Below are 19,127 nucleotides of genomic sequence, written 5' to 3' on the forward strand. Positions count from 1 at the left end.
GACACTAGTGTCGTGTCTAAAAGTTACGCAATCAAAGAATCTTTTTCCCGATAAAAGTAGTGCAAGTGCGTATGATTACAATAAAGAAGGGTTTGGACCTGCCAATCGCAGGAACTCCATCCCAGGTGATTAATGATGGTAAGACCATCAAAAAAGTCGCCTTGCTTGGCGAAGAGTACGTTGGCATGCGTCCTACCATGCATGTCCGCGTTGGCGATGAAGTAAAGAAAGCTCAAGTTCTTTTTGAAGATAAAAAGAATCCAGGAGTGAAATTTACTGCGCCAGTAGCTGGTAAAGTGATCGAGATTAACCGTGGTGCTAAACGTGTACTTCAATCTGTTGTGATTGAAGCTGCAGGTGAAGAACAGGTGACTTTCGATAAGTTTGAAGCTGGCCAACTAGCAGGTCTTGACCGTGAAGCGGTTAAAACTCAGCTTGTTGATTCAGGTCTTTGGACTGCTTTCCGTACTCGTCCGTTCAGCAAGGTTCCAGCAATTGAATCTTCTACTAAGGCAATTTTTGTAACTGCTATGGATACTAATCCATTAGCGGCTCAGCCTGAGTTGATCATCAATGAACAACAAGAAGCATTCGTTGCAGGTCTCGATCTGCTTTCAACGCTGACAGATGGCAAGGTTTACGTATGTAAATCTGGTACAAGTCTGCCACGTTCTTCTCAGTCAAATGTTGAAGAGCATGTATTTGATGGCCCTCACCCAGCAGGTCTTGCTGGCACCCACATGCATTTCCTATACCCAGTGAATGCAGAAAATGTGGCGTGGAGCATCAACTACCAAGACGTTATCGCGTTCGGTAAGTTGTTCCTAACAGGTGAACTTTACACTGACCGTGTTATTTCTCTGGCTGGCCCAGTAGTAAATAACCCTCGTCTTGTTCGTACGACTCTAGGTGCATGCCTAGAAGACGTAACGGATAGCGAGCTGATGCCAGGTGAAGTTCGTGTGATTTCTGGTTCAGTACTAACAGGTACTCATGCAACTGGTCCTCACGCATACCTAGGTCGTTACCACGTACAGGTTTCTGTATTACGTGAAGGCCGTGAAAAAGAGCTATTCGGTTGGGCTATGCCTGGTAAGAATAAGTTCTCTATCACTCGCTCATTCCTTGGTCACATCTTCAAGGGTCAGTTGTTCAATATGACAACTACGACTAACGGTAGTGATCGTTCTATGGTTCCAATCGGTAACTACGAGCGCATTATGCCGCTTGATATGGAACCGACTCTGCTACTTCGTGATCTATGTGCAGGCGATACAGACAGTGCAGTAGCACTGGGTGCGCTAGAGCTAGACGAAGACGATGTGGCACTGTGTACCTTTGTTTGTCCTGGTAAGTACGAGTATGGTGAACTACTTCGTGAATGCCTAGATAAGATCGAGAAGGAAGGGTAATTTTCATGGCTCTTAAAAAGTTTCTTGAAGACATCGAGCATCACTTTGAGCCAGGCGGCAAACATGAAAAATGGTTTGCTCTGTATGAAGCTGTAGCAACAGTTTTCTACACACCTGGTCTAATTACAAAGAAGAGCTCACACGTTCGTGATAGCGTTGACCTAAAACGTATCATGATCATGGTTTGGTTCGCGGTATTCCCAGCAATGTTTTGGGGTATGTACAACGCGGGTGGCCAAGCTATCGCAGCGCTTAACCACATGTATGCTGGTGAGCAACTTGCAGCAGTAGTTGCAGGTAACTGGCACTACTGGCTAACAGAAATGCTGGGTGGCACCTTAGCCGCCGATGCAGGCGTTGGCTCTAAGATGATCTTAGGTGCAACGTACTTCCTACCTATCTACGCAACGGTATTCATCGTTGGTGGCTTCTGGGAAGTTCTGTTCTGTATGGTGCGTAAGCACGAAGTTAACGAAGGTTTCTTTGTCACTTCGATCCTGTTTGCACTGATCGTTCCACCAACTCTTCCTCTATGGCAAGCGGCACTAGGTATCACCTTCGGTGTTGTTGTGGCTAAAGAGATCTTTGGTGGTACAGGTCGTAACTTCCTGAACCCAGCACTTGCTGGCCGTGCTTTCCTATTCTTTGCTTACCCGGCACAAATCTCGGGTGACGTAGTTTGGACAGCAGCTGACGGCTTCTCTGGTGCAACGGCGCTTAGCCAATGGGCACAAGGCGGTAGCGGTGCGCTAGTGAACACAGTATCTGGTGAAGCAATCACTTGGATGGATGCGTTCCTAGGTAACATCCCAGGCTCTATCGGTGAAGTATCTACGCTTGCACTTATGATTGGTGCAGCTCTGATCGTTTACATGCGAATCGCTTCTTGGCGTATCATCGCGGGTGTAATGATCGGTATGGTTGTAACGGCGACGCTATTCAACGTAATCGGTTCAGATACTAACCCAATGTTCAACATGCCATGGCATTGGCACCTAGTTCTAGGTGGTTTTGCATTCGGTATGTTCTTCATGGCAACAGACCCAGTATCCGCTTCATTTACTAACAAAGGTAAGTGGTGGTACGGCGCTCTAATCGGCGTGATGTGTGTACTAATCCGTGTAGTTAACCCAGCATACCCAGAAGGTATGATGCTGGCGATTCTATTCGCTAACCTGTTCGCACCTCTATTCGACCATGTAGTAATCGAGAAGAACATCAAGCGGAGACTAGCACGCTATGGCAAGTAATAACGACAGCATTAAAAAGACGCTGGGTGTTGTTGTCGGGTTGAGCCTTGTTTGTTCAATCATCGTATCAACAGCAGCAGTTGGTCTTCGTGATAAGCAGAAAGCTAACGCTGTACTAGATAAGCAAACTAAGATCGTTGAAGTTGCTGGCATCGAAGCTGAAGGTAAACCAGTACCTGAGCTCTTTGCACAGTACATCGAACCTCGTCTAGTCGATTTCGACACTGGCGCTTTTGTTGACGGCAATGCCGCTACTTACGACCAACGTAAAGCAGCAAAAGATCCAGCTGAGTCTATTAAGCTAACCGCTGACCAAGACAAGGCTAAGATCCTACGTCGCGCAAACACAGGTGTTATTTACCTAGTGAAAGAAGGCGATGCAGTATCTAAGATCATCCTACCGGTTCACGGTAACGGTCTGTGGTCGATGATGTACGCATTCGTAGCCGTAGAAACTGACGGTAACACTGTATCTGCGATCACTTACTACGAGCAGGGTGAAACGCCTGGACTTGGTGGTGAAGTTGAGAACCCTTCATGGCGTGATCAATTTATTGGTAAGAAGCTTTATGATGAAAACTTCAAACCAGCTATCAAAGTTGTTAAAGGTGGTGCTCCAGCCGGTTCTGAACACGGTGTTGATGGCCTATCAGGTGCGACACTAACAGGTAACGGTGTTCAAGGTACATTTGATTTCTGGTTAGGCGATATGGGCTTTGGTCCATTCCTAGCAAAAGTTCGTGACGGAGGTCTGAACTAATGTCTAGCGCACAAAACGTTAAGAAGAGTCTATTAGCACCAGTATTGGACAACAACCCAATCGCGCTACAGGTTCTTGGTGTTTGTTCTGCTCTTGCAGTAACAACCAAACTAGAAACGGCTTTCGTAATGACACTAGCGGTTATTTTCGTAACTGCACTGTCTAACTTTTTCGTTTCGGTAATCCGTAACCACATTCCAAACAGCGTGCGTATCATCGTACAGATGGCAATCATCGCATCGCTAGTAATCGTGGTAGACCAAGTGCTAAAAGCATACCTATACGATATCTCTAAGCAGCTATCTGTATTCGTAGGCCTAATCATTACTAACTGTATTGTAATGGGTCGTGCTGAAGCATTCGCTATGAAGTCTGAGCCAATTCCATCTCTAATCGATGGTATCGGTAATGGCCTTGGCTACGGTTTCGTTCTTATCACTGTAGGTTTCTTCCGTGAACTGTTTGGCTCAGGCAAACTGTTCGGTATGGAAGTGCTTCCTCTAGTGAGCAATGGTGGTTGGTACCAGCCTAACGGTCTGATGCTTCTTGCGCCATCTGCATTCTTCCTAATCGGCTTCCTAATCTGGGCAATCCGTATTCTGAAACCAGAACAAGTAGAAGCGAAGGAGTAAGGACGTCATGGAACATTACATTAGCTTGCTAGTTAAATCGATTTTCATCGAAAACTTAGCACTATCGTTCTTCTTAGGTATGTGTACATTCCTTGCTGTATCTAAGAAAGTTAAGACCTCTTTCGGTCTTGGTGTTGCGGTTGTATTCGTACTGACTGTTGCAGTACCAGTGAACAACCTGCTTTACACTTTCATTCTTAAAGAGAATGCGTTAGTTGAAGGCGTGGATCTTAGCTTCCTGAACTTCATCACCTTTATCGGTGTAATCGCAGCACTTGTACAGATTCTAGAAATGATCTTAGACCGTTTCTTCCCACCTCTGTACAACGCACTAGGCATCTTCCTACCGCTGATCACAGTAAACTGTGCGATCTTCGGTGGTGTGTCATTCATGGTTACACGTGACTACAACTTTGCTGAATCTGTTGTTTACGGCTTCGGTTCTGGTGTGGGCTGGATGCTAGCTATCGTTGCGTTGGCAGGTATCCGTGAGAAGATGAAGTACTCTGACGTACCTCCAGGCCTACGTGGTCTTGGTATTACGTTCATCACAGTTGGTCTGATGGCGCTAGGCTTTATGTCTTTCTCTGGTGTTCAACTGTAAGTCGGGTAAACGGCAGCAATTAAAGGAATAGTCATGAATACTATTATTTTTGGTGTAGTGATGTTTACCCTGATTATTTTGGCGCTAGTTTTAGTGATTCTGTTCGCTAAATCTAAACTAGTACCATCAGGTGACATTACAATCTCTGTGAATAACGACCCTTCATTGGCGATCGTTACACAACCAGGTAGCAAGCTACTGGGTGCTCTAGCAGGTGCTGGCGTATTCGTATCTTCTGCTTGTGGTGGCGGTGGCTCTTGTGGTCAGTGTCGCGTAAAAGTTAAATCAGGCGGTGGCGATATTCTACCAACTGAGCTTGACCACATTAGTAAAGGTGAAGCTCGTGAAGGTGAACGTCTAGCGTGTCAGGTAGCAATGAAAACTGACATGGACATCGAACTTCCTGAAGAAATCTTCGGCGTTAAAAAGTGGGAATGTTCAGTTATCTCTAACGATAACAAAGCAACATTCATCAAAGAGCTTAAGCTACAAATCCCAGATGGCGAATCAGTACCTTTCCGTGCTGGTGGTTACATCCAGATTGAAGCACCTGCTCACCACGTGAAATACGCTGATTTCGATGTACCAGACGAGTACCGTGAAGATTGGGACAAGTTTAACCTATTCCGTTATGAGTCTAAGGTTAACGAAGAAACAATCCGTGCTTACTCAATGGCTAACTACCCTGAAGAAGAAGGCATTATTATGCTAAACGTGCGTATCGCTACGCCGCCGCCTAATAATCCTGACGTACCGCCAGGTATCATGTCTTCGTTCATCTGGTCTCTTAAAGAAGGCGACAAGTGTACTATTTCTGGTCCATTTGGTGAGTTCTTTGCGAAAGACACAGACAACGAGATGGTCTTTGTTGGTGGTGGTGCTGGTATGGCGCCAATGCGTTCGCACATCTTCGACCAACTTAAGCGTCTTAACTCTACTCGTAAGATGTCTTTCTGGTACGGTGCGCGTTCTAAGCGTGAAATGTTCTACGTTGAAGACTTCGACGGCCTAGCGGCTGAGAACGATAACTTCGTATGGCACTGTGCACTGTCTGATCCTATGCCAGAAGATAACTGGGATGGTTACACAGGCTTCATCCACAACGTATTGTACGAAAACTACCTGAAGGATCATGAAGCTCCTGAAGATTGTGAGTTCTACATGTGTGGTCCACCGATGATGAACGCAGCTGTTATCGGCATGCTGAAAGATCTTGGTGTAGAAGACGAGAATATCCTATTGGATGACTTCGGCGGCTAAATTTCAGCGTATTTGAAGCTGTAGCGTTGTTGGCTTCATAAACCCAACCTAATCACATAGAAGATCTATGCTCATAGGCTTGGGTTTATTTACCGCCTAGCTACAACTCCAACTACTTGAAATTGCACATATAAGATGGCTGACTGCTTAAAGTCAGCCATTATTTTTTAAAGAGTGGTAATAGTCGATGCGTTCGATAAAGACACATGCGCTATTCCCGTTCCCCTTACTACAGGAGTCTAACAAGTGAAAAAGTGGCTTGTTGCATTTGCTTCTCTGTTGGTACTGGCTGGCTGTGAAAAACCAGCAGAGCAAGTACACCTTAGCGGCCCAACTATGGGTACGACTTACAACATCAAATACATGTCTGCCGAAGGTCAGCCTTCACCGCAGGATCTACAAGTTGAAGTGGACCGTCTGCTTGAAGAAGTGAACGATCAAATGTCGACTTATCGTAAAGACTCAGAATTGAGCCGTTTTAATCAGTCTCAATCGTCAGAACCTTTCGATGTCTCTCCACAAACGGCAACGGTCGTGAAAGAAGCGATTCGCTTGAACGGTCTTACTTTAGGTGCTTTAGATGTCACTGTTGGGCCTTTAGTGAATTTATGGGGCTTTGGCCCTGAAGCTCGCCCAGAAGTGGTGCCAAGCGAGGAAGATCTAAAAGCTCGCAAGGCGATGACAGGTATTGCGCATTTATCGCTAGAAGGCACTAAACTGAGCAAAGACATTCCAAATCTTTATGTTGATCTGTCAACGATTGCAAAAGGATGGGGCGTCGATGTGGTTGCTGATTATATTCAGTCTCAAGGCATTCAGAACTACATGGTGGAAGTCGGCGGTGAAATGCGCCTTAAAGGTGTTAACCGTGAAGGCGTTAAATGGCGTATTGCTATTGAAAAGCCGTCTGTCGAAGAACGAGCTATTCAAGAGATCATTGAGCCGGGTGATATGGCGGTTGCAACGTCTGGCGATTACCGCAACTATTTTGAGCGTGATGGTGTACGTTACTCCCACATCATTAATCCGGAAACAGGTAACCCAATCAATCATAAAGTGGTGTCTGTAACGGTACTGGATAAATCTTCAATGACCGCAGATGGTCTTGCAACAGGCCTGATGGTCTTAGGTGAAGAGCAAGGCATGAAGGTTGCTGAACAACATAACATTGCTGTGTTCATGATCGTGAAGACAGAAGATGGATTTAAAGAATTGGCTTCTACCGCGTATAAGCCATACCAAAACAAATAACTAAGATGAGCATGTCATTATGAGTACATTTCTAATTACATTCGGTGTATTTTTGGCCGTGATTGCAGCAATGTCGATCGGCTACATCATTCAGAAGAAAGTGGTAAAAGGCAGCTGTGGTGGCCTAGGTGCAATGGGTATTGATAAGGTATGTAACTGCCCTGAACCTTGTGATGCACGTAAGAAGCGTGAAGCTCGCGAAGCGGCTCGTGCTGAAAAGCTGGCCGCATGGGAAAAGGACCGTATTGCCTAACTCCTAACGCCTAATAGATAAAAAACACCAGCCATTCGCTGGTGTTTTTGATCGTATTGATCAGAGTGCTTTAGCTGTGAACGGTTTGGTTTCTTCCTGCTGCTTTAGCGGCGTACAAACGATCATCCGCTACTTTGATTTGCTCATTCAAATTCGCATCAAGATTGCAGACACCAATACTAATAGTGACTTGAATTTTGTCATTGTTATGCTTAATTGGGGTTTTTTCTACGCGCTGACGCATATTCTCTATGCGTGACAGAAACTCATCAAAAGGCGCGCATGACTGAATACAAAACTCTTCACCACCGAAGCGAACAACCACATCTTCTGGGAAATATATTTTCAGAATATTTGCGACCATTTTTAATGCCGCATCGCCCCCATCATGACCATAGGTGTCATTCACTTTTTTAAAGTGGTCGATATCCAACATAGCCACGTTACGTAGCTCACAACCTGAACATGGTTGGTTAAATAGGAAGCGACGATTCCATAAGCCAGTTAATGCATCTTGATTCGCGAGCTTAAACAGTTCATCTGTCGCTTCTTTCATATCGAGCAGCTGATGGACTCGGCAATAGAATTCTTCTTGGTTAAAAGGCTTGGTTAGGAAGTCATTTGCTCCTGCTTTAAGAAATTGGGCGGTGAGGGTTTTTGATTCATTCCCAGACAAACCCAAAATGGCCAAGCTGTTTTTATCGTAGTTTTGTCTGACCTCTCGTGTCATGGTAATTCCATCTTTCTCGGGCATATCATGATCGGTGATGACAAAAGTGATGTCGGAGTTTTCCTCTAGCAGCGTGAGCGCTTGTGAGCCATTTTCCGCTTGAGTGGTGCGGATATATTGATGCTCCAGAAGTTGAGCAACATGATTCCGCACAGTAGGAGAGTCATCAACAACAAGCGCGTGATGTTGCTCGTTGTTAATAAGCCTTTTCGCCAGCGGGAGTAAATAGGAAACGGAAGCCATACTGTCTTTTAACAAGTAATCGACAATGCCTTTCGCAATAAAGCGTTCTCGTGCTTCATCGTTGAAAGTGGCGGTTAGGACAATCACCTTTTGTTTAAATGACAGAACTAAGTCGATGACTTCGCCATCTTGCGCATCCGGAAGACAGTAATCGAGTACAGCAAAACGGAAATCCTTGTGTTGCTTTAAAAGTTGCTCGGCCTGAGCAAATGATTCCGCATCAAAAACCTGACAGCCACAGGCGGTCAACTGCTGAACTAAATAATTTCGATACGCACGGCTATCTTCGACAACTAACACCTTATTGTTCAAAGTCGTGCCTCTTGTTTGTATTTATAAAGCTAATAATAACTCTATCTATACAAGATGCGAGAAAATTGCAGTACAAATTTAATCCATCACCCACTTTGAGAAAGCAGTACTATCTATTATACTGTTTATTTGTACAGTTTTGTTGGTTGTTATACGATGAGTTCTGAAAACATCAGGAAAATCATTCATGTAGATATGGACTGCTTTTACGCGGCAGTAGAAATGCGTGACAACCCGACCTATCGAAACAGACCACTTGCCGTCGGAGGGCATGAGAAGCAGCGCGGGGTGATCAGTACATGTAACTATGAAGCTCGTCAATTTGGCGTGCGCAGTGCAATGGCCACCGCTAAGGCGTTACAGCTCTGCCCTAAGTTACTTGTCGTGCCAGGTCGAATGCAGGTGTACAAAGAAGTCTCACAGCAGATCCGAGCTATCTTTGCCCGTTACACCGACTTGATTGAGCCTCTTTCGTTAGATGAAGCCTTCTTAGATGTTACTCACTGCCAGAAACACAAAGGTTCTGCGACATTAATTGCAGAGGCAATCCGTAATGATATTTGGAAGGAGTTGAACCTCACCGCTTCAGCGGGCATTGCACCGGTTAAGTTTCTTGCCAAAGTTGCCTCCGACATGAATAAGCCCAATGGCCAATATGTTATCCCTCCTGATAAGGTTCAGTACGAAGTCGACAAACTGCCATTAGAAAAGATTCCTGGTGTGGGTAAAGTGAGTTTAGAAAAGCTACACCAAGCGGGTTTCTATGTGGGTGAAGACATCAAAAACAGCGACTATCGGCAGCTGTTACTAAAGTTCGGTCGATTAGGCGCATCACTTTGGAATAAAAGCCATGGCGTTGATAACCGTGAAGTCGTGGTGGAGCGTGAGCGAAAGTCAGTCGGCGTGGAACGGACCTTCAGTCAAAATATCGCAACCTATGATGAGTGTTGGCAGGTGATTGAAGACAAACTGTTTCCCGAACTCGAAATGCGGCTAGAAAAAGCTTCCCCTGAAAAAGCCATTATTAAGCAAGGCATCAAACTTAAATTTGCTGACTTTCAACAGACGACGATTGAGCACATTCATCCTGAATTGGATCTCGATGACTTTAAGCAGCTGTTGCGCGATATATTAAAGCGCCAAAACGGAAGAGAGATTCGTCTACTCGGGCTCAGTGTGATGCTCAAGCCCGAAGAGCAAGTAAAGCAGCTCAGTTTTTTCTAATGTTAGTATTTAAGTCTGAGCTGCCGAATAATTAACGTGCTTCAACCCAAGCGAGTACTTGTGCAAAGGGGGTGGCTTCTAGCTGACCAAAACCAGAGAGAGAACGCGCTTTTAACTTAGTGAATTTAGGGGTTGTAATGCCACACAAAAACTTGGTTTGTAACGCGCTCGAGAGAACCTCTCCCGCTTTCTGCTCAAGTTCATTGAGCCAATCATTAATCGGTTTATCTTCTAAAGGCTCAGTCTGTGGAGCCGGAAGGAGGGCAACTTGACCACGACAAGCACTACAGTGTCCACAATGTTCAGGGGCTTGATTATCACCAAAGTAAAGCGCCAATTGGTGGCTTAAGCATTTCTCCGATTGGAAGAAACTTAATAGGTGTTCAATACGCTCAACATCGCTACGCTCTTTATTCCCAAAGAGTGTCCAGAGCTCATTAGCGTGCTGCGGTTCGGCCAATGCATTGGCGTTGACATAATACACTTCCGTCATCAACTTACTTTCTAGCTCTATCCATCCTTTTTCATGGAAGTAATCAAGGGCAGCAACGGCGCGCTGACGTTCACCTTGGAAGTGATTCCATAATGCATCAAAATCAACCTGGCACCAGACTTTTGCTTGGCTTGAGCAGTCGAAAAGAGCTTGAACAAATTGACGCCTTGAAGGATCAAACTGATTAATGATGAAGGACTTATCTTGAAGGAACTTAAATCGATAATCGGCAAAATAACTGTATTTAGACTGAATGAGCCCTGCCATTTCCATGTAGACGAGCAACGTCTTTAACGGCAGTTGGCGAACGTTGGTTTCATTCGATAAACGAGAGAGCACCACTTCCCAGTTAGGGCTGTTCTGTATTGCTTGGTTGAGCACAGAACGAATATCGCTGAGCTCGGGTGTATCGCCGTAGATAAAGTTTTCCAGCGTGCTAATACCATTCTGGTTTGCAAGCAAAATACAAGTTGAAGGATTGCCGTCTCGTCCTGCACGGCCAATTTCTTGCGCGTAGTTTTCAATGGATTTAGGCAAATCGAAATGAATGACGCGGCGAATATCTGACTTGTCGACCCCCATACCAAAGGCGATGGTCGCCACAATACAGTCTATCTCTCCCGACATGAATTGGTTTTGAATCTGCTCTCTTACTTCACTCGCGAGTCCTGCATGATAGGCAAGTGCATTGTGACCACTATTACGCAACAGTCCGGCCACACTTTCAGCCGTTTGTTGCAGCGTGACGTAGACAACCGTTGGGGCTGAGGGCTCTGGGCGCAATATCTCCAGTAAAGTGTCGCTTTTATCTTCATCACAGCAAGGCGATATGGTGATATCTAGGTTAGATCGGTAAAAGCCAGTGACGACGATGTCTTCACTCGCAATGTCGAATTTACGCTGCATATCCGCGATTACCGATTGTGTCGCCGTCGCGGTCAACAACAATGCTTGGGGGATATTCAGCTCTTTTAAGTAGTGGGGGAGTTTAAGGTAGTCAGGGCGGAAATTATGTCCCCACTCTGAAATACAGTGCGCCTCATCGACAACGAGTAACGAGACAGGGATTTGGCTAATAAATTGGCGAAAGCGTTCGTTTTTCAGGCGCTCGACAGAGATCATCAATATTTTAAGTTCGCCTTGTCGAATACGGCTCATGACCTGTTGAACCTCTTCTCTACTCAAACTCGAATCAATCGAAGCAGCGGCAATTCCTCTACTATGTAAAAAGGCTAGTTGATCTTTCATCAAAGCAAGAAGTGGCGACACAACAATCGTGAGATGAGGCAAGCAAAGAGCGGGTAATTGATAACATAGGGACTTTCCCGAACCGGTAGGAAAAATAGCGGCGCTGGAACGTTGGTTTAAGACCGTCTCGATGACTTGTTGCTGGCCGTAACGCAGTTGGTCAAAACCAAAGGTTGAGGCTAGGACTTGTTGTATTTGGTTCGAGTGTATTGAGTTGTTCATATCGCTCTTTTCGCTATTCTTGCCCACTGTTGACAGGTATTCTAAAGGCTATCTCCACTAGGGAACACGATTTTAGTATGAATAAGTTGGAACTGCGCCAAACAATCTTAACGCTTTTGCAGCATAAATTGGCGATTGCAGTGAGTTCTGCCCAACGAGCTATGGAGTCCGCGACCGATGAAGAGACGGTTCCTGAGCACAAATATGACACCTTGGCCCTTGAAGCTTCTTACTTAGCGCATGGACAAGCGATGCGTGTGCAAGAATGTGAAGAGGAAATTCGTCAGATGAAAGAACTGGTGCTTCCTGATACGCCTGAAAAGGTGGTGCTTGGATCTTTGGTTACCTTGCTTGATCTCGATGAGCAGCCACGACTGTTCTTCCTTGCGCCTTGCTCTGGAGGGTTGAAAGTCGAATGTGGTGAAGAGTCTCTGATGTTAGTGACGTTTGACTCCCCATTAGGTAAGGCGATGCGTTCAAAACAGGTTGGAGACGAAGTTGAATATTCGGTTGGCTCCTTCACCCATTGCTATGACATTGAGTCGATCCACTAATATTGGAATTTCTGGTATGGTGGGGCGAGTGAACAAAGCGGAACAGCTATGAAGAAGATATTACTAACGTTACCGATTTTACTGTCGAGCCAAGCTTATGCTGCTCAATGTAAGATTGATTTGAAGCATGAAATTCACCTTGATGGTGAGAAAGTCGAGATCCTTCAGACCAATGGTGATAGCGCGATTGTTGATGGTGACAATAATTTAATGATCCACGGCGAACGCATTGAACTCGATAGTGAGCAAAGACAAGCCATTGCGCAATATCGTGAAAGCTTAAACGACTATATTCCGCGTGCTCAGAAGATGGCTCAAGATGGCTTAGCGCTTGCGAATGACATTATTGATGATGTGGCAGAGAGTTTTGATATGCCGGGTGCATTCGATGATGTGAAGCAATCTATGCAGCAGTTCTATGCGGATATTGAAGCGCGGTATTACAAGGAGGGGGACTTAGTCTTGCCTGCTGACAGTTTCGGCTCGATGGGAGATTCTTGGGCAGATGACTTTGAAAAAGCTAAGTCTCTGTTTAACGAAGAGTTCATTACTAGTGCGTTTAATGCGATGTCAGAGAAGATGAAGCAAGAAGGTGGCTTAAATCTGACAGAGATGGCCAACTCAATGAGTGAATTGAAAGAGCGAATCGCAGAGAGGCTTCAAGAGCATTCTGCGGAAATTGAACAGCAGAGTGATGCATTTTGCGACTCTCTTGATCAAATGGCTGACCAAGAGCAAGAGCTACATAATAAGATCCCACAGCTTAAAGACTATCAAATCTTTACGATCTAAGTATTGAAGCGCATGTATAATGGACAATGTGCTGTCACTAAATTGAGCGCTTCTAGCGCTCTTTTTGTAGACATTTTAACCCCTATGCGCTTTAATGCACTCCCTTATTTTATGGTATGTCATTCTTATGGGCGTTGGTCATCTTTCTTTAAAACAGCTTACCTTACTTGCCTCTTTGATGATGGCAAGTGTCTTTGTATGCTGCTATTTGACGTTTCGCTTTTTTTGGGCGTACGATGCCGAAGTTGAACAGGCGATTGGACTTCAGCAGGAAGAGACTCAACGCGTAAAGACAGTTTTAGACATACAAAAAACAGAACTTGCTAAATCACTCATCGACTATGCCGCTTGGGATGATGTGATTGATTTCATTGATGGTAACAACCCTGAACTTTTAACAGATAGTTTAAATAGCCATACATTTGAAACTAGGCGAGTGAGTGGCATATTTATCTTTGACGAGAATGTGAGTCTAGTGTGGGGGCGGAGATACGATTATCTTCTCGATTTGAACCTTTCCTTTGAAGAAGTTAGATATAAGTTTGGTCCGTTACTGGTTGACGCATTGAAAGCGCGAACCGATAAAATTACCCCTTTTGTGAAATTCCTTGTGCTTGATGATAGGCCTCACCTGTTTGGCACTAGCAGAATCTGTAACAGTGAAGGCCGTGATTGCACTCACGGTTATATGATGTTCATCAAGCCAATTGATAATGAATTTTCGCGAACGCTAAAGAACGCAACGGGTATTGATATCGAGATATTGACGGCTAAAGAAAATACCCACCCATTAAAGGTCAATAAGCCAAATACCACAGTACTAGAAAAGCTAGACTATCAGAACCGATCAACGGTATGCGTGTTGATTAAGCATTCGGTCAAACTTCCTGACTTTATCACTTGGGGTGAGCTCTCCATGCTGTTTGCGTTTGCAGGCTTTATGTTCGTGTTTAACTTAAGTGTTGCTCATGTGATGGTTCGGCCAATCAAACGCGCTCGTTTGGCCCTTAATTCTATCCAAGCAGGTGAGCGAATTGTGAGTGTGGAAGAGCAGTTTATTTCACATGAGATGAAAGACTTTGTCTGTCGTATCAATGAAGTGTATGCAAAGCTGGATGAAAAACAGCAAGAACTAGAGTGGATTGCTCGTCATGATGCCTTAACTAAAGTCGGTAATCGTCGTAGCTTACAGCAGCATTGGTATGCCCTATATGAGCAATCTGACCATGGCTTTGCTTGTGTGGCGCTGATTGATATCGACTACTTTAAGCCCTTCAATGATAACTATGGTCATATTGAAGGAGACAGTGCACTAAGCCACGTAGCGAAACAGCTACAAACGACATCAAGTAAATGCGATAAGTTTGTTTCTCGGTTTGGCGGTGAAGAGTTCTGTGTTGTGTTCACTTCAAAGACGCCAATCGATGTCATGCACGAGGGAGAGGCTTTACGCCAAGCGATTGAGCAGCTTCATTTAGATCATCAATACTCACCAATTTCTTCTTATCTCACTGTTTCTATTGGAATGGCAGATTGCCAAAATCACTCCCTATCCAATCAAAAAGAAGTGCTTCAGGTGGCAGACAAGGCACTTTATGAAGCGAAAGAGCAAGGTAGAAATAGAGTGGTTGCTCATCAGTATTGAGTGCTGGCTCTTTGCTGTTTTAATTGCTTTACATTCTAGTTCCTTTAAATTTACTTTTATGATGTGCTGAATATGTTGCTAATGGTGATATTTTAATTTATCGTACTAGCCAGCTAGTTCATAAGTGCGAATTAAGAAGTATGGCACAGGTAGATTCCTCTCAATCTCGTGAGCATTTTGGCTCTCGTCTTGGTTTTATTCTCGCGGCAGCAGGTGCTGCGGTTGGTCTTGGCAACATTTGGGGCTTTCCTACTCAAGCAGCAAGTAATGGCGGCGGCGCGTTCTTACTAGTCTATCTAGTGATGATTCTTGTGGTTGCGTTCCCGATGCTGGTGGTGGAAATGGCCATTGGTCGCCATGGTCAAGCTAACCCAGTTGATAGTATGCGCTCACTTACCAGCAACCCCCTTGGGAAGCGTGTCGGTGCTGCCGTTGGTTGGATAGGCCTAAGTGTGCCGAGTGCGGTATTAGCTTTCTACAGCATCGTCGGGGGTTGGTTGATCTGTTTCTTGCTTGGCGCTGTAACTGATGTGTTAGGTATGGAGGCGGCAACCGCTTGGTTTAAAGGCTTCAGTGTTGAACGTAACCTTTTTGGTACGATTACTTTTTACGTTCTCACTATTTTAATTGTTCAAGGTGGCGTTAAAGAAGGGATTGAGAAGTGGTCGACACGCTTGATGCCGGCTCTGTTTATTTTATTTGGTCTGCTGTTTATCTACATCATGACGCAAAATGGCGCGATGGAAGGTTTAAAGCATTACCTGATCCCAGACTTTGAGAAGGTGATGGACCGTAAGTTGATTCTAGCGGCAATGGGGCAAGGGTTCTTCTCGCTGACTATTGGTGGCTGTTCAATGCTGATTTATGGCTCTTACCTGAGTAAGAAAGAAAACTTACCAAAGATGGCGATGAATGTGACGCTAGTGGATACCGCAGTCGCGTTTATTGCCGGGCTGGTCGTGATGCCTGCTATGTTTGTCGCAATGCAAAAAGGTGTACAGATTTATGCTGAAGATGGGTCACTACTAAGCTCTGATACCTTGGTCTTTACAGTGCTACCGTTGATGTTTGATAGTTTAGGTCTGTTAGGCCAGCTATTTGCCATTGTGTTCTTCTTACTACTGACTATTGCTGCGTTGACGTCATCGATTTCAATGTTGGAGTGTCCTGTCGCTCTGGTAAGCGAACGTTTCAATACCAAACGTACGCCAACGAGTTGGGTACTTGGCGGTCTTATTGCCCTATTTAGTGTCGTCATCGTCTATAACTTTGGCGAGTTGTTCGGTTTGGTGGCGATGGTCGCAACTCAGTACCTACAGCCAGCTGCGGCACTTCTGTTCTGCTTATTTGGTGGCTGGGTATGGAATCGTCATTCAAAGATTAAAGAGCTAGAGCAAGGCTGTCCTGAGTTTACTCAAGGCTGGTTTGGCAAGCTGTGGCCTGCCTACGTGAAGTTTGTTTGTCCGATTTTAGTCGCGACGGTTATCTGGGCCTCATTTGGTTAATAGCCAATTTGGCCTGCAGTCAATTTGATTAACAGGAAAGCGACAGATAATAAAAAGCCCGCATAGTGATATGCGGGCTTTTTAACAGCTTCAGTTTACTGAGCAGGAGCGTTGATTTGACCAGTCGTCAAAGGATCAGCGTCAAGGTCAGTAACCTCTTCAATGAACTCTTCTACGACCTGCTCAACTTCTTCATCATCTTGCTCAAAGTAAGCTAAGTGGAAGATTGCATCGCCTTCGTTGACCAAAGGTAGTGTCTGTTGACCGATAACAATACCGCCTTTACGAGCGGTAAGTTCAATCTCACTGTGGCCGAGTGGGGCGCTGATGTAAGCCAGAACCTGGCCTTTTTCAACTTTCTCACCCAGTGTTACAACAGTACGTAAGATGCCATCACTTTCAGCACGTAGCCAACTAGTGGATTTCGCAATCACAGGTGTTGGCAGCTTTTTACGGCTTGAGCGTAGCATGCCAATCGCCTGCATCACGCGTTGGACACCGATGAAACCGGCACTGATACAAATTGGCTCAAAGCGCAATGCCTCGCCCGCTTCGTAAGTCAGAACCGGAATGCCCAGGCGTTCAGCCTCGCTACGCAGAGAACCATCACGTAGTGGAGCATCGACTATCACTGGCGTAGCGAACGCCTGAGCAATACGAAGTGTTTCTGGGTTACTTAAATCTGCACGAATTTGCGGCAGGTTAGTGCGGTGAATCGCACCCGTGTGTAAGTCCAGAATGTAATCACAGCGCTTAGCGACCTGAGAGAAGAAAGTGTTCGCCATGCGTGAAGCTAACGAGCCTTTCTCACTTCCTGGGAAGCAGCGGTTTAGATCGCGTCGATCCGGTAGGTAACGCGATTTATGAATAAAGCCAAACACGTTGACGATTGGCACAGCGATCACGGTACCTTTGAGCTTGTTAGCATCAATGGTGTTGATCAACTGGCGTACAATCTCAACGCCGTTGAGTTCATCACCATGGATAGCTGCGTTGACCATTAAAACGGGTCCTGCTTGCTTACCATTGATGATCTCAACAGGAATCGATAAAGGTGAGTGGGTATAAAGCTTAGCGGCTTCTAACTCAATAACCTTACGTTCTCCCGGCGAGACGGACTCGCCGAGAAATTCAAATGCGCTATTCTTTTTAGCCTTTGCCACGAGTTTTAGTCCTTTTGCTTGCCGCATTCTTCTCAATAAATTCGACAATCATTCCAGCAATGTCTTTACCAGTTGCGGCCTCAATACCTTCAAGACCTGGAGATGAGTTTACTTCCATGACTAATGGACCACGGTCTGATCTTAGTAGATCCACCCCAGCCACATTTAGACCCATTATCTTCGCAGCCGCTACCGCAGTACGGCGCTCTTCTGGAGTGATCTTAATTAATGATGCACTACCACCACGGTGTAGGTTTGAGCGGAATTCGCCTTCAGCACCTTGACGCTTCATTGCTGCAATCACTTTGTCACCCAGTACGAAGCAGCGAATATCGGCACCGCCCGCTTCCTTGATGTACTCTTGCACCATGATGTTTGCTTTTAGGCCCATGAAGGCTTCCACTACGCTTTCTGCTGCTTTACGCGTTTCAGCCAGAACCACACCGATACCTTGAGTACCTTCAAGTAGTTTGATCACTACTGGAGCACCGCCGACCATTTCAAGTAGGTCTTTTACGTCATCAGGCTTGCTTGCAAAACCTGTGATTGGCATGCCGATACCTTTGCGTGATAGCAACTGCATTGAGCGTAGTTTGTCACGAGAACGAGTAATTGCCACTGACTCGTTGACTGGGTAAACACCCATCATTTCGAACTGGCGTAATACCGCAGTTCCGTAGAAAGTTACAGACGCACCTATTCGAGGAACAATCGCGTCAAAGCCAGACAGCTCTTCACCTTTGAAGTGGATCTCTGGTTTCTCTGAGTTGATATTCATGTAACAACGTAGCGCATCGATCACTTTCACTTCGTGACCACGGCTTTCTGCCGCTTCAATTAGACGCTTGGTTGAGTACAGGTTCGCGTTGCGAGACAGAATACCAATTTTCATTATTTGCTTTCCTCGAAAGGGACTAAAAACGATTCAACAGGGTCGACAATGATGCGATCATGCATTGCAGTGCGACCTAATAACATGCGAAAAGCCATATTTTCGCGATTAGTTAAAGTAATTTCGATTGGCCAACATCTTCCGCCAATGCTTAGTTCAGACTCGATAACGTAACGTGATTCTTCGTGACCACCTGAGTCGCGCACTACGCGCTCATCGACAACTTTAGCTTCACATACTGTTTCGAAATCCGTGTCATGTTGTTTTGGGTGAATCCAGAAGCGGACCCACAGAGCTTCGTCCTTTTTAAAGCTCTCTACTTTGAACGCGTGTAAGCAAGACGTCCTGGCTCCGGTATCAATTTTTGCGTTAATTTCATCAATACCTAAACCTGGCAGGCTAAGAGTTTCTCGCCAACCGACTAATAGTTTTTCTTTCATCGCAGTAACATAATTTTAGAGAGTATTTAAGACGCTCGAGTGAAGTGAGCATCCCCAACATAACACGGTCGAATAGGGCCGAGTCTTGTGCTTGAAGAGGGTAAGAATGTACCCAAAGGCGCTTCAAGGAGGGCGACTGTAGCAACCAGGTGAGGGTGTGACTAACGAAAAAATAATACCGTTACGACAAAAAATATTTATGGATTTAAAATGAGTGGCAATAAAAAAGCCAGCTAATCTGA

18 protein-coding genes are annotated in these 19,127 nt (G+C 45.3%); 13 read left to right on the plus strand and 5 right to left on the minus strand.

Going from position 1 to position 19,127, the window contains the following annotated elements; all coding sequences use genetic code 11:
• The first annotated feature begins 71 nt into the window (after positions 1-71).
• The 8 genes from EJ063_RS09860 to nqrM all read left to right on the plus strand — a co-directional run bounded on the left by EJ063_RS09860 (position 72) and on the right by nqrM (position 7,422).
• Positions 72-1,412 carry a Na(+)-translocating NADH-quinone reductase subunit A gene (locus EJ063_RS09860; RefSeq protein ID WP_126574119.1) on the plus strand — a complete coding sequence of 447 codons (1,341 nt, stop codon included), beginning with the start codon at positions 72-74 and terminating at the stop codon, positions 1,410-1,412.
• A 5-nt stretch (positions 1,413-1,417) separates the two neighbouring features.
• On the plus strand, positions 1,418-2,662 hold the full coding sequence (locus tag EJ063_RS09865; protein WP_126574120.1) for an NADH:ubiquinone reductase (Na(+)-transporting) subunit B: 1,245 nt from the start codon (positions 1,418-1,420) through the stop codon (positions 2,660-2,662).
• On the plus strand, positions 2,652-3,422 hold the full coding sequence (locus EJ063_RS09870; protein ID WP_126574121.1) for a Na(+)-translocating NADH-quinone reductase subunit C: 771 nt from the start codon (positions 2,652-2,654) through the stop codon (positions 3,420-3,422). Before EJ063_RS09865 ends, EJ063_RS09870 begins: the two co-directional genes overlap by 11 nt.
• Positions 3,422-4,054: an NADH:ubiquinone reductase (Na(+)-transporting) subunit D gene (locus EJ063_RS09875; protein ID WP_053440090.1), complete on the plus strand. Its 633-nt coding sequence runs from the start codon at positions 3,422-3,424 to the stop codon at positions 4,052-4,054. The genes EJ063_RS09870 and EJ063_RS09875 overlap by 1 nt, the downstream gene beginning before the upstream one ends.
• Before the next feature lie 7 nt (positions 4,055-4,061).
• A complete protein-coding gene (gene nqrE / locus EJ063_RS09880) occupies positions 4,062-4,658 on the plus strand; it encodes an NADH:ubiquinone reductase (Na(+)-transporting) subunit E (protein WP_004415327.1) in 597 nt (198 codons plus the stop codon).
• Positions 4,659-4,691: 33 nt separating this feature from the next.
• Positions 4,692-5,918: an NADH:ubiquinone reductase (Na(+)-transporting) subunit F gene (nqrF, locus tag EJ063_RS09885; RefSeq protein ID WP_126574122.1), complete on the plus strand. Its 1,227-nt coding sequence runs from the start codon at positions 4,692-4,694 to the stop codon at positions 5,916-5,918.
• Between the two features lie 246 nt (positions 5,919-6,164).
• Positions 6,165-7,169: an FAD:protein FMN transferase gene (locus EJ063_RS09890; RefSeq protein ID WP_126574123.1), complete on the plus strand. Its 1,005-nt coding sequence runs from the start codon at positions 6,165-6,167 to the stop codon at positions 7,167-7,169.
• 19 nt (positions 7,170-7,188) lie between these two features.
• Positions 7,189-7,422, plus strand: coding sequence for a (Na+)-NQR maturation NqrM (gene nqrM, locus EJ063_RS09895; protein ID WP_126574124.1), 234 nt, complete (start codon positions 7,189-7,191; stop codon positions 7,420-7,422).
• A 70-nt stretch (positions 7,423-7,492) separates the two neighbouring features.
• On the opposite strand, the gene EJ063_RS09900 is transcribed toward nqrM, so the two are convergent.
• Positions 7,493-8,707, minus strand: a complete 1,215-nt coding sequence (locus EJ063_RS09900; RefSeq protein ID WP_126574125.1) for a GGDEF domain-containing response regulator — start codon at positions 8,705-8,707, stop codon at positions 7,493-7,495.
• Between the two features lie 156 nt (positions 8,708-8,863).
• Between EJ063_RS09900 and dinB the strand changes: the two genes are divergently transcribed.
• Entirely contained in the window at positions 8,864-9,931 is a 1,068-nt protein-coding gene (gene dinB, locus EJ063_RS09905; RefSeq protein WP_126574126.1) for a DNA polymerase IV, read from the plus strand.
• 31 nt (positions 9,932-9,962) lie between these two features.
• Here the strand turns inward: dinB and EJ063_RS09910 are convergent, their stop codons facing one another.
• Positions 9,963-11,894, minus strand: a complete 1,932-nt coding sequence (locus tag EJ063_RS09910; RefSeq protein WP_126574127.1) for a RecQ family ATP-dependent DNA helicase — start codon at positions 11,892-11,894, stop codon at positions 9,963-9,965.
• A gap of 77 nt (positions 11,895-11,971) precedes the next feature.
• Here EJ063_RS09910 and EJ063_RS09915 point away from each other — a divergent pair, with 77 nt between their 5' ends.
• The 4 genes from EJ063_RS09915 (at position 11,972) to EJ063_RS09930 (ending at position 16,390) form a co-directional block, all read left to right on the plus strand.
• Positions 11,972-12,448: a GreA/GreB family elongation factor gene (locus tag EJ063_RS09915; protein WP_126574128.1), complete on the plus strand. Its 477-nt coding sequence runs from the start codon at positions 11,972-11,974 to the stop codon at positions 12,446-12,448.
• 48 nt (positions 12,449-12,496) lie between these two features.
• On the plus strand, positions 12,497-13,240 hold the full coding sequence (locus EJ063_RS09920) for a YggN family protein (protein ID WP_126574129.1): 744 nt from the start codon (positions 12,497-12,499) through the stop codon (positions 13,238-13,240).
• A gap of 94 nt (positions 13,241-13,334) precedes the next feature.
• The gene (locus EJ063_RS09925; RefSeq protein ID WP_244225177.1) at positions 13,335-14,885 is read left to right on the plus strand and encodes a sensor domain-containing diguanylate cyclase; all 1,551 of its coding nucleotides are present in this window, start codon (positions 13,335-13,337) and stop codon (positions 14,883-14,885) included.
• A gap of 140 nt (positions 14,886-15,025) precedes the next feature.
• On the plus strand, positions 15,026-16,390 hold the full coding sequence (locus EJ063_RS09930) for a sodium-dependent transporter (RefSeq protein WP_126574130.1): 1,365 nt from the start codon (positions 15,026-15,028) through the stop codon (positions 16,388-16,390).
• 95 nt (positions 16,391-16,485) lie between these two features.
• Here EJ063_RS09930 and EJ063_RS09935 read toward each other — a convergent pair whose 3' ends face one another.
• The 3 genes from EJ063_RS09935 to EJ063_RS09945 are packed head-to-tail and all read right to left on the minus strand — an operon-like array spanning position 16,486 to position 18,885.
• Positions 16,486-17,580: a succinylglutamate desuccinylase/aspartoacylase family protein gene (locus EJ063_RS09935; protein ID WP_126574131.1), complete on the minus strand. Its 1,095-nt coding sequence runs from the start codon at positions 17,578-17,580 to the stop codon at positions 16,486-16,488.
• Positions 17,540-18,445, minus strand: coding sequence for a 30S ribosomal protein S6--L-glutamate ligase (rimK, locus tag EJ063_RS09940; RefSeq protein WP_004415299.1), 906 nt, complete (start codon positions 18,443-18,445; stop codon positions 17,540-17,542). Before rimK ends, EJ063_RS09935 begins: the two co-directional genes overlap by 41 nt.
• Complete coding sequence (locus EJ063_RS09945) at positions 18,445-18,885, minus strand: ATP-dependent zinc protease family protein (protein WP_126574132.1); 441 nt, start codon at positions 18,883-18,885, stop codon at positions 18,445-18,447. Before EJ063_RS09945 ends, rimK begins: the two co-directional genes overlap by 1 nt.
• Between the last annotated feature and the right edge of the window lie 242 nt (positions 18,886-19,127).

It is taken from the genome of Vibrio aquaticus (assembly GCF_003970385.1).
Taxonomy (GTDB): domain Bacteria; phylum Pseudomonadota; class Gammaproteobacteria; order Enterobacterales; family Vibrionaceae; genus Vibrio; species Vibrio aquaticus.

Bases quoted from the DNA above. Each gene is read 5' to 3' on its own strand.
- EJ063_RS09860 (WP_126574119.1), top strand. From the start codon at position 72: ATGATTACAATAAAGAAGGGTTTGGACCTGCCAATCGCAGGAACTCCA.
- EJ063_RS09865 (WP_126574120.1), top strand. From the start codon at position 1,418: ATGGCTCTTAAAAAGTTTCTTGAAGACATCGAGCATCACTTTGAGCCA.
- EJ063_RS09870 (WP_126574121.1), top strand. From the start codon at position 2,652: ATGGCAAGTAATAACGACAGCATTAAAAAGACGCTGGGTGTTGTTGTC.
- EJ063_RS09875 (WP_053440090.1), top strand. From the start codon at position 3,422: ATGTCTAGCGCACAAAACGTTAAGAAGAGTCTATTAGCACCAGTATTG.
- nqrE (WP_004415327.1), top strand. From the start codon at position 4,062: ATGGAACATTACATTAGCTTGCTAGTTAAATCGATTTTCATCGAAAAC.
- nqrF (WP_126574122.1), top strand. From the start codon at position 4,692: ATGAATACTATTATTTTTGGTGTAGTGATGTTTACCCTGATTATTTTG.
- nqrM (WP_126574124.1), top strand. From the start codon at position 7,189: ATGAGTACATTTCTAATTACATTCGGTGTATTTTTGGCCGTGATTGCA.
- dinB (WP_126574126.1), top strand. From the start codon at position 8,864: ATGAGTTCTGAAAACATCAGGAAAATCATTCATGTAGATATGGACTGC.
- EJ063_RS09910 (WP_126574127.1), bottom strand. From the start codon at position 11,894: ATGAACAACTCAATACACTCGAACCAAATACAACAAGTCCTAGCCTCA.
- EJ063_RS09915 (WP_126574128.1), top strand. From the start codon at position 11,972: ATGAATAAGTTGGAACTGCGCCAAACAATCTTAACGCTTTTGCAGCAT.
- EJ063_RS09920 (WP_126574129.1), top strand. From the start codon at position 12,497: ATGAAGAAGATATTACTAACGTTACCGATTTTACTGTCGAGCCAAGCT.
- EJ063_RS09925 (WP_244225177.1), top strand. From the start codon at position 13,335: ATGCACTCCCTTATTTTATGGTATGTCATTCTTATGGGCGTTGGTCAT.
- EJ063_RS09930 (WP_126574130.1), top strand. From the start codon at position 15,026: ATGGCACAGGTAGATTCCTCTCAATCTCGTGAGCATTTTGGCTCTCGT.
- EJ063_RS09935 (WP_126574131.1), bottom strand. From the start codon at position 17,580: ATGCGGCAAGCAAAAGGACTAAAACTCGTGGCAAAGGCTAAAAAGAAT.
- rimK (WP_004415299.1), bottom strand. From the start codon at position 18,445: ATGAAAATTGGTATTCTGTCTCGCAACGCGAACCTGTACTCAACCAAG.
- EJ063_RS09945 (WP_126574132.1), bottom strand. From the start codon at position 18,885: ATGAAAGAAAAACTATTAGTCGGTTGGCGAGAAACTCTTAGCCTGCCA.